At 58.7% G+C, this 13263-nt stretch carries 9 protein-coding genes; 2 read left to right on the plus strand and 7 right to left on the minus strand.

What is annotated here, in order from left to right; genetic code table 11:
* Positions 1-65: 65 nt before the first annotated feature.
* Entirely contained in the window at positions 66-1892 is a 1827-nt protein-coding gene (arc, locus tag QFX05_RS00285) for a proteasome ATPase (protein WP_279739926.1), read from the minus strand.
* A 133-nt stretch (positions 1893-2025) separates the two neighbouring features.
* Positions 2026-3093 carry a tRNA (adenine-N1)-methyltransferase gene (locus tag QFX05_RS00290; RefSeq protein ID WP_279739928.1) on the minus strand — a complete coding sequence of 356 codons (1068 nt, stop codon included), beginning with the start codon at positions 3091-3093 and terminating at the stop codon, positions 2026-2028.
* Between the two features lie 275 nt (positions 3094-3368).
* Between QFX05_RS00290 and QFX05_RS00295 the strand changes: the two genes are divergently transcribed.
* Positions 3369-3560 carry a hypothetical protein gene (locus tag QFX05_RS00295; protein ID WP_279739930.1) on the plus strand — a complete coding sequence of 64 codons (192 nt, stop codon included), beginning with the start codon at positions 3369-3371 and terminating at the stop codon, positions 3558-3560.
* 14 nt (positions 3561-3574) lie between these two features.
* The gene (locus QFX05_RS00300) at positions 3575-6739 is read left to right on the plus strand and encodes a type ISP restriction/modification enzyme (RefSeq protein ID WP_279739931.1); all 3165 of its coding nucleotides are present in this window, start codon (positions 3575-3577) and stop codon (positions 6737-6739) included.
* Positions 6740-6839: 100 nt separating this feature from the next.
* Here the strand turns inward: QFX05_RS00300 and QFX05_RS00305 are convergent, their stop codons facing one another.
* The 5 genes from QFX05_RS00305 to QFX05_RS00325 all read right to left on the minus strand — a co-directional run bounded on the left by QFX05_RS00305 (position 6840) and on the right by QFX05_RS00325 (position 13165).
* A complete protein-coding gene (locus tag QFX05_RS00305; RefSeq protein ID WP_279739932.1) occupies positions 6840-6962 on the minus strand; it encodes a hypothetical protein in 123 nt (40 codons plus the stop codon).
* Between the two features lies 1 nt (position 6963).
* Entirely contained in the window at positions 6964-8271 is a 1308-nt protein-coding gene (mshC, locus tag QFX05_RS00310; protein ID WP_279739934.1) for a cysteine--1-D-myo-inosityl 2-amino-2-deoxy-alpha-D-glucopyranoside ligase, read from the minus strand.
* A gap of 158 nt (positions 8272-8429) precedes the next feature.
* Positions 8430-9278 (minus strand): undecaprenyl-diphosphate phosphatase, encoded by an 849-nt coding sequence (locus tag QFX05_RS00315; RefSeq protein ID WP_279739936.1) that lies wholly within the window; start codon positions 9276-9278, stop codon positions 8430-8432.
* Positions 9279-9571: 293 nt separating this feature from the next.
* Positions 9572-11320 carry a 2-isopropylmalate synthase gene (gene leuA, locus QFX05_RS00320; protein WP_279739938.1) on the minus strand — a complete coding sequence of 583 codons (1749 nt, stop codon included), beginning with the start codon at positions 11318-11320 and terminating at the stop codon, positions 9572-9574.
* A gap of 405 nt (positions 11321-11725) precedes the next feature.
* The gene (locus QFX05_RS00325) at positions 11726-13165 is read right to left on the minus strand and encodes an LCP family protein (RefSeq protein ID WP_279739940.1); all 1440 of its coding nucleotides are present in this window, start codon (positions 13163-13165) and stop codon (positions 11726-11728) included.
* Positions 13166-13263 lie beyond the last annotated feature (98 nt).

Consider the following 13263-nt stretch of genomic DNA (forward strand, 5'->3'; position numbering starts at 1 on the left):
TCATTGAGGTTGATGCGGGATAAGCACGTTGAGCGCCGCCCGGCTCATGGTGCCGGAGGCGCGGTTTAGCGCGGCGGCTCCACCGACACCAGGCGGCCACGCACACCGGCAACGGTGAGCGCATCCTCAATATCGGGCAGTGGCGGCAAGTCCACCTGATCCTCAAACTCGGCGCGTACCGCCTCCAGCAGGTGGCGGGTGCCAATCCCCACACCCGCTGCGTTAGCGCCGGCAGTCAGCGCCTGCAACTGCTCCTTAATCGCCGCCTTCTTCGCGCGGTCCACAATATTGCGAATCACCGCGCCCGAAGCGAAATCGCCGCGGTACAGCGTGTGAGTGGACAGGTTCGCGCTCGCACCAGAACCAACGACCATGGAAGAATCCACGGTCGCCACAGCGTACGCCGTGGAGGGGGTGCGTGCGTACAGCTGACCTGCCGCCGCCGCAATCATCGCGGTCAGGGCGGCGCGGGTCGAGCCGGCGGCTGCTACCTCCGCAGCGTCCAGGGGCAGGTCTTCGGTCAGGTACAGGCTGAAAATCTCTGCCGCACCGGCGGCATCCGGGCGGTTAATGCGGATCTTCAGGTCGAGTCGACCCGGGCGCATCACCGCGGCATCGATCAAATCTTCACGGTTGGTCGCACCAATGACGATGACGTTCTGCAGCGACTCCACGCCGTCAATTTCGGCAAGCAGCTGCGGTACGATGGTCGTCTCAATATCGGAGGAACGACCCGAACCGCGCATACGGAACAGCGACTCCATCTCGTCAAAGAACACGACGACCGGGTGGCCTGCCTCCGCCTTCTCACGGGCGGCAACGAAAATATCGCGGATCTGACGCTCGGTCTCACCGACGAACTTATCGAGCAGCTCGGGGCCCTTAATGTTCAAGAAGTAGCCGCGAGTAGCCGAACCCGGGTTCAGCGCAGCCGCACGAGCCGCCAGGGAGTTCGCCACAGCCTTAGCAATCATGGTCTTACCGTTACCGGGAGGACCGTACAGCAGAATGCCCTTGGGCGGTGCCAGGTGGTAGCGCTCAAAAATCTCGGGGTGCAGGTACGGCAGCTCCACCGCGTCGCGAATCTGCTCAATCTGCGCGCCCAGGCCACCAATCTGCTCGTAGGTGACGTCAGGAATCTCTTCCAGCACCAGCTCCTGCGAGCGGGAGGCGGGAACCTGCGAGGTCAGCATACGGGTGCGCGTGTCGAGGGTGACCGCGTCACCGGTACGCAGCTGCTCAATGTCGAGGGAACCAGCCACACGCGCCACCTGCTGAGCACCCGAGGACGTATCAACCAGCACGCGCTGCTCATCCAGCACCTCGCGCACGGTCACCACGTCACCGAAGGGTTCGGTGTCCAGGGCGAGCACCGCTTCCGTCTTGTCGTTGAGCAGCACGGTCATGCCGGGAGTCAGTGTGGACAAGTCAATGAGCGGGGATACGGGAATACGCATCATACGGCCGCTCACCTGAACATCCAGGTAGGTGTCAATCTCGGCGGGAGTCTTATCGTCAGCGACCTGCTCGTAGGTCATGGTCTGACCCTCATGCACCGCCAACACAATCGCCGAATTCAGCGGCGGCATAACGTTCTGCGACAGGGAGGCGCGCAGACGCTCCACCTGGTAGCGCATGCTGGTGATTGCCTCAACGAGCTTGCGGTTCTTCTCCCCCGCACCACGAATCTGTCGGCTCATATTGTCGCGGGTTGCCTCCGCCGCGGAGAGTCGACGCAGCACGGCGTCATACTCCTGCGCGCTGACGGGCTGACTGCCGGGCAGGGAGGTCGACCCGAAAGCAGCCGAGTAGTGCGGTGCCGCGCTGGCTGCACTGTGGGCGGTGCCGTGTTGGGGGGTTCCTGCCTGATCTGCAGATTCGTGGGTGGACACGGTAGCTCCTTTAGCTGTTCGTCCTAATCGGTGGCTACTCGGTGCGGGTCGTTGGGCGCAAGGAGTAGCCTGGTGAGTGCACTGCGGGGGCTCCAGGTAACGCCCGTGCCCCCGCAGGTTAATGATTCATCAATTATTCGGCAGACTCAGATGCTTCGTTCTGCTCAGTCTCCAAGCCGTTCTGTTCCAGCGCAATCTCGTTCGCGCGTGCGGCGTGAGCGGCAAGGTTCTTCGCATCGCGGGCTGCGCGGCGAATCTTCTTATCGGTCACCTCACGCTCACCCACGTTCATGGGAATCCACGCGTTCATATCCTCTTCAGAGAAGTCAGTCTTGGACGCGCGACGCTTCGGAGCCAGGCGCACCGCACCGTCAGCGAGGCGACGAGCCACAACCAGGAATGCGGTGTGTGCAACCATGCGGTGGTCGGGGCGGACTGCCAGGCCCTCCACGTGCCAGCCGCGAACAATGGTTTCGTCACATTCGGGTTCGGTGAAGCGGCCGTCCAGGCGCATGCCCTCAACCAGGCGGGACATCTGGGTTACGGTCGCAACGTAGCAGATGAGCACGCCGCCGGGTGCGAGCGCCTCCGCCACAGCGTCCAGGCACTCCCAGGGTGCGAGCATGTCGAGTACGACGCGGTCGACGCTGCCGGGCTCTTCAACCTGCGGCAGGGTGTCCTGCAGGTCGCCGATGCTCAGCTTCCACGCCGGGTGCGGTCCACCGAACATGGTCTCAATGTTGCCGCGGGCGACGTCCGCGAACTCTTCACGACGTTCGAAGGAGTGCACGCAACCGTAGTCGCCGACTGCGCGCAGCAGGGCGATGGACAGTGCACCAGAGCCGACGCCTGCCTCGACGACGCGTGCGCCGGGGAAGATATCTGCCTTGACGATGATCTGCGCGGCGTCCTTGGGGTAGACGACGGCTGCGCCGCGCGGCATGGAGAGCACGAAGTCCTTGTAGAGGGGGCGCAGCGCCTGGTAGAGGATGCCGTGAGTGTTGGCGATGACGGTGCCTTCGGGTGCGCCGATGAGGTCGTCATGCTTGAGGAAGCCCTTGTGGGAGTGGTATTCGCCGCCTTCGGCGAGGGTGATGGTGGTGATGCGGCCGCGTTCATCAGTGATCTGGACGCGCTCGCCGGGGCGGAAGGGGCCGCGGCGGTTGATTGCGCCGGTGGGGGTGGGGGTGCCGCTGCTCACGGGGTGGTTCTCCTCGGGTTTGGGTCAGTCTGTGCTGTTCGCGCTTTGCGGCGAACTAGGGTACGGAAAAAGTCCTTTTCTATTTTAGCGGAGTCTGCATATCGGCTGTGGTGCATTACCCCGCGGGCGTGATAATGCGGGGCCCGGATGGAGCAATGACCACTGAGCGATTGGGGCTACTCATTTTTGGTTAGACTGGAGTGGAGTCCGCGGAACTCCTCTGCGGGCCGAAACACCTTAGTGCCCACGAATTATGGGGCAGAGGAAAGAGTATTGTGACTGATTTCAACTCACTGATTGCCGAGTTCGGCAGGCAGGTGCGGGAGAATCTGCGCGTTGGGGATGGTGAACCGGAGGCTCAGCTGACGAACCCGGTCGCTACCCTGTTGCAGGACTTTGGCGCTTTGCATTCGATGAAGGTTGTGACCGTCCGTGAAACCTCGCTGAAAACAGCGGGGGGGGTCTAGTTTCTGAGGGTCTGGTGCGCCCTGATTACGCCATCATGGTCGATGGTGTTTTAACCGGTTACGTGGAGCTGAAGGCTCCGGGTAAGAACATTGACCCCGCTTCTTTCACTAAGAAGAGCCACGAGTATAAGCAGTGGCAGCGGCTGCGGAACCTTCCGAACCTTTTGTACACCAATGGCACCGAGTGGCGCCTATACCGTTATGGCGAACCGGTGCTGACGAGCACCGGGTACGATGCAGTGCATATGCATGGTTCTTTTAGCGGCCATGGCACGCTGAGCGCACCGGATGCTCTCGCGGCGTTCTTCCTTAACTTTCTGCGTTGGGCTCCCTCCCCGATTACGAGTGCCGATCAGCTGGTAGAAACTCTCGCTCCCCTTGCGGCTTTGCTGCGTGAAGAGATGCTTATAGGTCTTGCCGTACAGGAAAAGACATATAAAGCGGATCAGACAAAGGCTAAGAAGAAGGGTGAGGAAGATTTTGTGATTCCTCCCCCGCTGGTGGGTCTGCGTAAGGATTGGCGTGATACTCTCGCCCCGAGTACCAGTAATGAAGAGTTTGCCGATAGTTTTGCGCAGACGGTGGTTTTCTCACTGGTGGTTGCTCTCTCAGAGGGTCACGACCTGAGCCTTGAGACGTTCTCGACCATGGCGGGTCGTTTGCGTTCTCAGCACGGTCTGCTGGGTAATGCGCTGGGTCTGCTGACCGAGCATCTGGATGAGAAAAGCTCCCTGTATAACGCTCTGGCTGTGATTGTGCGTGTCATGGGTGCAGCCTCCTGGAAATACATTTCTGGCGGCAAGTCGGATGTGTATCTTCACCTCTACGAGCACTTCCTGAAGGTCTATAACCCCGAGCAGCGCAAGAAGACCGGTAGCTACTACACCCCCGTTGAGGTGGTGGATCAGATGGTGCGCCTGGTAGACGATGCTCTACGCACCTACCTGGGCAAGGAGCACGGTCTGGCGAGCGAGGGTGTGTCTGTGATTGACCCGGCGATGGGTACCGGCACCTATCCTCTGTCGGTTATGCACAAGGTGGCGAAGACGGAGAGCCTCGCTCCCGCTGCGCGTACTCGTGCTCTGAATCGTCTGGCGAAGAACCTGTACGGCTTTGAGCTGCAGTCCGGTCCTTTCTCCGTGGCTGAGCTTCGCCTGAACCAGACCCTTAAGGAGCTGGGGGCTGATATTCCCGAGGACGGTCTGAACCTCTATGTGGCGGATACTCTGAGCGACCCCTACGCTAAGCAGAAGCCGGTGAACGGTAATACTCTGCGTCTGCTTTCTCAGTTGTCGAATAAGGCAACTAGGGTGAAGCGTGAGGTGCCTATTCAGGTGTGCATTGGTAATCCGCCGTATAAGGATAAGGCCGAGGGTATGGGTGGCTGGGTGGAGTCGGGTTTCCGCTCTGCCGATGTTGCCTCCCCGATTCTGGATGACTTCCGTGCACCGGGTATGGGTAGGTACGAGTATGTGCTGAAGAACCTGTACGTCTATTTCTGGCGCTGGGCTTTCTGGAAGGTTTTTGAGGATTCTTTCCGTGCTCTGGAGGACCAGCTCGATAGTGCTCAGAATGCGGGTGTGGTCTGCTTTATTACCGCAGACGGCTATCTGAATGGACCTGGCTTCGCGGGAATGCGTGAGTATATTCGCCGCTCTTCTAGCCGCGGATGGGTTATTAATGTGACCCCTGAGGGTAAGCGTCCGCCGGCAAAGAATGCTGTCTTTGCTATTGAGACTCCGGTGTCTATTGCCCTGTTCTTGCGTGAAGAAAATACCGATGAGGAAACCCCCGCGGATATTCGCTACGTGGCTCTACACGGTACCTTTGCGGAGAAAATGCAGGCTCTTGCTACCCTCAACCTGGACGGTGCCGAGTTTGAGCCGGTGCGCTCTGGCTGGGGTGATAAGTTCGCTCCCGAAGCGGGTGGTGATTGGGATAGTTACCCGGCATTGCCTGATTTCTATGCCAGCTGCTTCCCCGGTGTGAAGCCCAATAAGACCTGGGTTTATGCTCCCTCGGAGAGCGTACTACAGGAACGCTGGGCTGAGCTCATCGAAGGCAATGATTTGGAAGTACGTGCTGAACGTTTTAAGGAAACTAGTAGTACGGGTATAGCAGTTGGTAAAAAGCCGCTTCCTGGGAACGATACATTCCAGGGAAGTCTCGAAAGCCTGAACAACCAGATTGCACGTGAGCTCATTCCTGATACGCCGAATATTGTGCAGGTGGGGTATCGCTCCTTTGACCGGCAGTATATCTTGGCCGATTCACGCTTACTCCATCGTGCTTCTCCTGATCTATGGGAGCATCGCGTTCCCGAGCAGATTTTTATTGTGGAGCAGCACGCACACTACCCCAAGGCGGGCCCGGGACTGTACTTTAGTACCCTTATCCCGGATATGCACGCCTTCAATAATCGTGGTGGCCGTGCGCATCCGGCACTAACTGCTGGCGGTGCCCCCAACCTCACCGAACCTGCCACGCAGATGCTACGTGAGCGTTTCGGAGATAACGCCCCCGGCGACCTCGTCTACTACCTGGCGGCACTCACCGGACACCCCGGCTACGTGCGCACCTTTGACGAGCCCCTCCAACAGGCGGGTATCCGCGTGCCCCTCACCGCCGACCCTGCACTCTGGGAACGCGCTGTTCAGCTTGGTAAGCAGGTCGTGTGGCTGCACACCTACGGTGAGCGTGGTGAGCCGCTACCGGGTATAAAGTATCTGCACCAGTTGCCTAAGGACGCAGACTACACCCTGCCGAATCCGACGGTAGACATGGGCAAAACCATGCCGGAGAAGAAGCCCAGCTTCTCCCCCGACCCGGTCGATAGCCTCTCCAAGGAAGAGAATAACCCCGTCATGGGCACCGTCTCCTTCGGTCGGGCACGCTGTGAGAACGTGGAGAAACGCGTCTTCGACTACACCGTCGGTGGCAACCAGGTGCTGGGACTGTGGGCTAAATACCGCCTCAAGAAGCCGGTAGTGCGCCGTAGTTCCTCACTCAACGATATTGTTCAGCGCGAATGGCCGGACGCCTGGAGCGAAGAGTACGAGCGTCTGCTCTACACTCTTACGCACCTGGTGCATCTAGAACCCGCTCAGGAGAAGCTCCTGGATGAGGTTCTCGCCGGTGAACAGATTTTCCGTGAGGAATTTGTAGACACCGAAGACTAGCCGCTCAATAACTGCCGGTATCAGGCGGTTAAACGCAAGGGGGTGGGTGATCCTGGAATAGTCCAGGATCACCCACCCCTTTGTATTGCTCTCAGAAGCCCTACGCTTCCCTCTGCGCCTCGTACGCGCGCACCTCAGCTAACATCTCTGCGGAGAGCGCATCGACCGTCTCACGGTTGTACGGGCGAAGAGCGTACAGCTCCTCCATGACCGACGAAGTCATCTTAGAGGACCACACCCAGGCGTGCCGCCAGGATGTCACGCACCAGCGCGCCACCGCCGACGGTGGTGTCCGCCAGAGCCTTCACAGCCCACGCATCCACAGCAGCCAACGCCGCCGGAGCGTTCAGGTCCTCACCGAGCGCCTCACGCACAGCGGCCAGTAGCTCAACCGCCGCCTCATCGCTCGCGCCCTCGCGGCCCTCAGCCACCGACACCGCATGACGGTAGGTGTCCAGGCGAGCCTTCGCGTGCTCCAGCAGCTCATCAGTCCAGAACCAATCCGAACGGTAATGCTGACCCATAATCGCCAGGCGCACCGCGTTCGCATCCTCACCTGCTGCGCGCAGACGCGAAACCAGCACCAGGTTGCCGCGGGACTTGCTCATCTTTTGGCCGTCCAAACCGACCATGCCGGTGTGCGCGTAATGCTTAGCGTGCGGGCGCGCAGACACAGCCCACGAATGGCCCGCACCCAAATCGTGGTGTGGGAACGTCAGGTCGTTACCGCCAGCCTGAACGGTCAGCGAACCATCCACAAAACGGCGGGCAATCATCGTGCACTCGATGTGCCAGCCGGGGCGGCCCGCGCGCAGCTCGCCGGCATCCCAGCTCGGCTCGCCCTCACGCTTAACACGCCACAGCAGCGGATCCAGTGCGTCACGCTTACCGGCACGGTTCGGGTCGCCGCCGCGCTCAGCAAAAATCTCCAGCATCTCATCACGGCTCAGGTGGCTAACCTCCCCCGGTGCCCACGAGTAGCCCTCAGCGTTCGCGGGCAGCTCACGCACAGCCTTCAAGTCCAGGTACACGTCACCGTCAGGATGCACCACACCCTGCTCATCCGTGAAACCGGGCACGCGGTACGCCAGGCCGCGGCGTAGCAAATCCTCAATCAGCGGGAACAGCCACTCAATGGACTCCACCACACCCACATAGTGCGCCGGCGGAATCACGTTCAGCGCCTTCATATCGGTGCGGAACAGCTCCGTCTGATCCTCAGCCAGTTCACGCCAATCAACGTTCGTGGCGGTCGCACGCTCAAGCAGCGGGTCGTCCACATCGGTCACGTTCTGCACGTACGTCACCGGCACGCCCGCATCCAGCCAGGCGCGGTGCAGCAGGTCAAAAGCAACATAGGTGGAGGCGTGACCCATATGCGTCGCGTCGTACGGGGTGATACCGCAAACGTACAGGCTCGCCGCCTTGTCCTCCTGAACCTGAATAATCTCACCGGCAGAAGTATCAAAAATACGCGGCAGCGCAGCCTGACCGGGCAGAGTCACAGAGGCGGGGGCATCCCAAGCTCGCATGGGTTTCCTTTCCGTAAAAACGCCCACAACCGGTGGACGCGCCACACCCGCCGCCCAGCCTCAGGGCATTCGGGTGCCAAAAAATCTACTCCAATAAGAATACCCGCCCGTGAGAAAATCACGGACGGGTATGTCATATCACGCTGAGGGCTAAAGCCTTAGAACGCCGAAGAAGTAGCGTTCAGAACGCCAGTGCCCAGACCAACGAAAATCAGGATACCGAGCGCAATGCGGTACCAAATGAAAATGCCGTAGGACTTCGAAGACACGTACTTCAGGAACCAGCCAATCATTAGGTAACCCACCACGAACGCGACCAGAGTCGCAAGGATAGTCGACGGGATACCGTAGTAGCCGGTAGCCTCAGCACCAGTGAACACCTTGAACGTCTTGTACAGACCAGACATGAACACTGCCGGCAGAGCCAGAAGGAACGAGTAACGAGCCGCAGCCTCACGGGTATAACCCATGAACAGACCCGCGGTAATTGTACCGCCCGAACGTGAAACACCCGGGATCAGTGCCAGCGCCTGCGCGCAACCGTACAGAATACCGTGACGGAAAGTCAGGTCCTTTAGCTCACGCTGCTCACGACCAAAACGGTCCGCAAGACCCAGGAACACCGCGAAGACAATCAGCATGGTCGCCACAACCCACAGGCTGCGGAACTGGGTGTCAATGTAGTCTTCCAGGAGCAGACCCAGAACGCCGATGGGCAGGGAGCCGAGAATAATCAGCCAACCCATGCGGGCATCCGGGTCGTTACGCGGTACGCGGCCGGTTAAGGATCCGAACCAGGACTTCAGGATGCGAACAATATCGCGCCAGAAGAAAATCAGAACCGCAGTCTCAGTACCCAGCTGGGTGATTGCGGTAAACGCGGCACCCGGGTCAGCCCTCTCCGGCAGGATCTGGCCAACAATGTTCAGATGCGCCGATGACGAAATCGGCAGAAATTCGGTAAGGCCCTGAACGAAGCCCAAAATAATTGCTTGAATCCATTCCACGCATTCAAGGATACAGGAGGCGCGCCCGCCCGGAGCGGTTCACGGAAGGTGATGTGGGACTTCCGCAAACCGCCCCGTCCACACTGTGGAACGCTCAGGGTGCCGGTTCAAGCAGTACACCGCGGTGCATCCACGGCTCAAGAAAGCCGCGCAAACCGCCGATACACACAATGCCTGCTCACACTAAACGACTAAGGGGCGGGATACATACTCCCAGTATGCATCCCGCCCCTTACATCATGCACGGTTAACGGTCACACGTGAACCCCGTACAAAGCATAAACGGTCATCGCCTACGCCTGGCGCTCATCACGCAGCGCACGGTTCACAGCCGAAATCATCGCCTTCAACGCCGCACGAGTCGTTGAGTTATCCACGCCAATACCCCACAGCACGCGAGAACCAACAGCAGCCTCAACATAGCAAGCAGCGTTAGCAGTTGACGAAGCCGACATGGTGTGCTCCGAATAATCCATCACGCGAATATCCATGCCCTCACCTGAAAGGATGTTCTGCAGAGCATCCACCGGACCTGTACCCGAAGCAGTACGAGTGTACGTGTGACCATCAATGTTCAGGCCAACACGCAGAGTAGTCGCACCAGTATCAGCCGAATCAATATTAATCGACTCAATACGGTACTTACCCCAACGGTTCTGCGGATCCGGAGCCGGCAGGTACTCATCGGTGAAGATGTTCCACAGCTTCTGGCTGGTCATCTCGCCACCTTCAGCATCAGTGCGAGCCTGAACAATCTTCGAGAACTCAACCTGCGCACGACGCGGTAAATCCAGACCGTGATCCTGCTTCAGCAGGTACGCCATACCGCCCTTACCGGACTGCGAGTTCACACGAATAATCGCCTCATAGGTACGACCCAGATCGCGAGGATCAATCGGCAGGTACGGAACCTCCCAATAAACCTCATCCACGGTCTTACCCGCCTCAGCAGCAGTACGCTCCAGAGCCTCAAAGCCCTTCTTAATAGCGTCCTGATGCGAACCAGAGAACGCAGTGAACACCAGGTCGCCACCATACGGCGAACGCTCGTGCACCTTCAACTGGTTGCAGTACTCAACAGTCTTACGGATACCGTCAATATCAGAGAAATCAATCTGCGGATCCACACCCTGGGTGTACATGTTCAGGCCCAAAGTCACCAGGTCAACGTTACCGGTGCGCTCGCCATTACCGAAGAGGCAACCCTCAATACGGTCAGCGCCCGCCAGGTAACCTAGCTCAGCAGCAGCCACGCCGGTACCGCGGTCATTATGCGGGTGCAATGACAGCACAATGTGCTCACGGTGGTTCAGGTTGCGGTGCATCCACTCGACCGAGTCGGCGTACACGTTCGGGGTAGCCATCTCAACGGTAGCGGGCAGGTTTACAATCAGCTCGCTACCGTTCTGACCAATCTCCAGCTCTTCAGCCACAGCGTTCACCACGCGAGCCGCGTACTCAAGCTCGGTACCGGTGAAGGACTCGGGCGAGTACTCATAGATGACCTTAGTATCGGAGACCATCTGCTCTTCGTACTTGCGGCACAGGCGCGCACCCTGCAGGGCGATATCCAGCACGCCCTCCTGATCCTGGTTGAACACCACGCGACGCTGCAGCACGGAGGTTGAGTTGTAGAAGTGCACAATCGCCTGCGGTGCGCCCTCAATTGCCTCAAAAGTGCGGGCAATCAGGTGCTCACGAGCCTGCACCAGAACCTGAATGGTTACATCTGCGGGGATGTGGCCGTCCTCAATGAGAGTGCGCACAAAATCAAAGTCAGTCTGCGACGCCGAGGGGAAACCAACCTCAATTTCCTTGTAACCCATCTTCACCAGCAGCTTGAACATCGCAAGCTTACGGTCGGTGTCCATGGGGTCAATCAGTGCCTGGTTGCCGTCACGCAGATCCACTGCGCACCAGCGCGGAGCCTTCTCAATGACCTTATCCGGCCAGGTGCGGTCCGGCAGGTCAACAACAATCTGCTCGTGGAAAGGGCGGTACTTATGTACCGGCATGGGGCTGGGCTTCTGGTGGTTTTTCATGATGATTTTCCTGTTGGTTGGTCCGTCTCGCTCTACCCCACTTGTGGGGCTCGTACCGTGCCGGGTATCGGTTCCCGGCAGCAGTGGTCAAGGCGGTGCATCAGAAAGGATGCGAAGGTGAGATGCCGCGTGAAAAAGCCGGAACGGTTGCGGCAGATTTCTAGCGTGCCCCGTTCCGGCGAATAAGCAGCAGGTTCACTGCCTGGCGGGTAACCCCGCGCGTGCTCTCACCGTCAATAATCATGCTTCCACGCTATCACAGGGATCGGAGGCGGTGGCAGGGCACCTGGGAAGCCGTCCATCATCTGGAAAGAATCAACGACAAAGGGGCGTAGCCACCATTTCTGGCCCTACGCCCCTTCACTCAATATTCACGCATCTGCGCTATGTTCTACCAGCTACAACCTAGTAGGCGAAAGCAGTCTGGCACTTGTGCTGATCAGCAGTTTGACCGGTCGCGTTACCCGCAATCGCAGCCTCCTGCTTCTCTATCGCCTCACCGGACGGGAAGTCAGCGCCAATCGTCACCGACACGCCCAGAACCTCTTCGGTTGCCACCACACGGGTCACGTTCAGCTTCGCGGCGATTTCCTTCGCCTCCGCCTCGTAACCGGTCGAGTAGAAGACCGTGGTGAAGTTCGTCGGGCTAGCAGAGGTACCCGGAGTAACATTCGTGTAGCCCAGGCCCTTAACCACCGAAGCGATTGTAGCCGAGCGGCCCTCCAGACCGGTCGCGTTGTATACGCTCACCGGAACCGTATGATCGAGCTGAACCGGAGCGGCAGAAATAGCTGGAGCCTCCGGAGCCTGCTCTTCCTTCAGTGACTTATCATCACGCAGACGCTGGAACACATTCGCAGCATCCGCAGAAACCTGCAGGCGGTTCGCATCCTGGCTCCACGGCTCAGTCGGCACAGTCGCAAACACAACGTTTGACAGGTCCACGCCACCAAGAGACGCACCAACACCCACCAGAGTGCTGATATTGCTCAGGTTATTATCCACCGTCACATTCTGAGTAATCGCCTCAGCAATGTTAATCAGACGACCCGGATTCGACAGAGTACCCTCTCGCTTCACCTTACGCAGCAGTGAAGACAAGAAGCCCTGCTGAGCCTGAATACGACCAATATCGGAACCATCCGAGAAGCCGTGGCGGCTACGCAAGAACGCAAGAGCCTGCTCACCCTCAACCGAAGAAGTACCGGCAGGAAGCTTCAGGCCACTGTACTCATCATCAATCGGAGCGTCCACGCACACCTGAACGCCGCCAACAACCTTCGACAGCTCCTTCACAGCGTTAAAGTCGACCAACATAAAGTGGTCAATATTCACACCGGTCAGCTTGCTAATGGTCGCCACAGTACAACCGGGACCACCGCGAGACAGAGACTCGTTAATCTGAACGCTCTTCTCAGCCGGATACACAGTGCCGCTCTCAGGATCAGTACACTGCGGCACGTCAACCATCAGGTCACGCGGGAACGACAGCACGCTCACGTTCTTACGGTCCTTGCTGATTTGTAGCAGCATCATCACGTCCGCACGAGCCTCAGAATTGCGGTCATCCTCATCACCGTACGCACCGTTATTACCCTTACGGGTATCGGAGCCAATCACGAGAATGTCCAAGGCACCGTTCTCCAGGCCGTTCTTGTAATTGCTGATGTTCAGCTCTTGAGTATGCAGATTATTACGCATACGTAGAGCCACCACGCCACCAAAGCCAACAACAATGACGAGCATGCAAGTAGTAAGCAGAGCAATCCACTTATTGCGGTTTGATGTCAGCACCGTCGTGCGCATATGACGACCGGTGCTTCGTAAACGAGGTGCCTGGGGCATACCTTTTCTCTTTCTGCCGGTGAGCAAGTGCTTTCTCAGAGTAACACTCTTCCCTATGAGCGCCGAATAAAAACGAAAAGTTTCACCCGGAGGTATGC

The sequence above is a fragment of the Rothia similimucilaginosa genome (assembly GCF_029850875.1).
GTDB lineage: Bacteria > Actinomycetota > Actinomycetes > Actinomycetales > Micrococcaceae > Rothia.